Genomic DNA, 1,074 nt, shown 5'->3' with positions numbered 1-1,074 from the left:
GTCCTGGCAGACCTCCTCCGGGGTGAATCCCGCGGTGTCGGCGAGCATCCGGGACGTGACGTCCTCGGCGGGACTCTCCCCACGGGCGGCCACCAGGGCCGTCATCGACGTGAACAGGTGGATCTGGCCCTCGAGGGCCCGCTCCCGCCCGTTGACCATGTCGTTGAGGGCGGTGACCAGGGCCGGGCCCTCGTCGTCGGGGAACCCGTACAGCCGGGCCAGCACCCGCACCGGCAGCAGCATCGCGAACTCGCCGATGATGTCGGCGGTGCCCTTGGCGCAGATCCCGTCGATCAGTTCGTCGGCGAACTTCTCCGCGTAGCCGCGCAGTTCGAACGGGTCGACCGCCTCCAGCGCGTCCACCAGCATCCCGGCCCGCTCGCGGTGCCGGTCGCCGACGGTGTAGAGGATCGAGGGCTGCCTGCGGCCGATCATCGGCAGCAGCGGCCAGTCGTCGGGGATGTTCTCCCACTGGTTCCAGAGCTCGGAGTCGCGGCTGAACAGCCCCGGGTCGCCGGTGATCTGGTGCAGCTCGCGGTAGCCGAGCACCAGCCAGGCCGGTGCGTCCCCGTCCAGCACCACCGGGACGACGCTGCCGTGCTCGCGCCGCAGCTCCCGGTACACGCGGGCCGGGTCGTCCTGGAGCAGGGACCCCTGGAAGCGGACGGCGTTGGGAACGGAAGCGGGACTCACACCAGCTCCTGACGGGGGGCTCGGGCCGGGTCGGCGTACAGGCTCTGGATGTGCTCCACCAGCGTGATCAGCACGATCTTGCTGGACTCCCGGGAGCGCGCGTCGCAGTTCACCAGCGGCACGTGCGGGTCGAGGTCGAGGGCCTCGCGTATCTGCTGCGGGGTGAAGGTGTCCCCGCCGAAGTCGTTGCAGGCCACGATGAACGGCGTGCCGTGCCTCTCCAGCCGGTCGATGGCGTACCAGGAGTCGTCGATGCGCCGGGTGTCGACCAGCACGACGGCGCCCAGGGTGCCGGAGAACAGCCGGTCCCACAGGAACCAGAAGCGCTGCTGTCCGGGCGCGCCGAACAGATACAGCACCATGCGGTCGTTGAGGCTGATC

At 70.2% G+C, this 1,074-nt stretch carries 1 protein-coding gene and 1 pseudogene; both read right to left on the bottom strand.

Features of this window, described 5'->3' with window-relative positions; translation table 11 throughout:
- Positions 1–693: pseudogene (locus tag ACFW3F_RS25575) on the bottom strand (cytochrome P450); the annotation flags it as partial.
- On the bottom strand, positions 690–1,074 hold a 385-nt coding region (locus tag ACFW3F_RS25570; protein ID WP_388062517.1), incomplete at its 5' end, for an ATP/GTP-binding protein. The gene ACFW3F_RS25570 and the pseudogene ACFW3F_RS25575, both read right to left, overlap by 4 nt.

It is taken from the genome of Gordonia sp. NPDC058843 (assembly GCF_042743165.1).
Lineage (GTDB): Bacteria > Actinomycetota > Actinomycetes > Mycobacteriales > Mycobacteriaceae > Gordonia.
The sequence above is the reverse complement of the archived record's forward strand: the minus strand, read 5'-3'. Positions and strand labels throughout refer to the sequence as shown.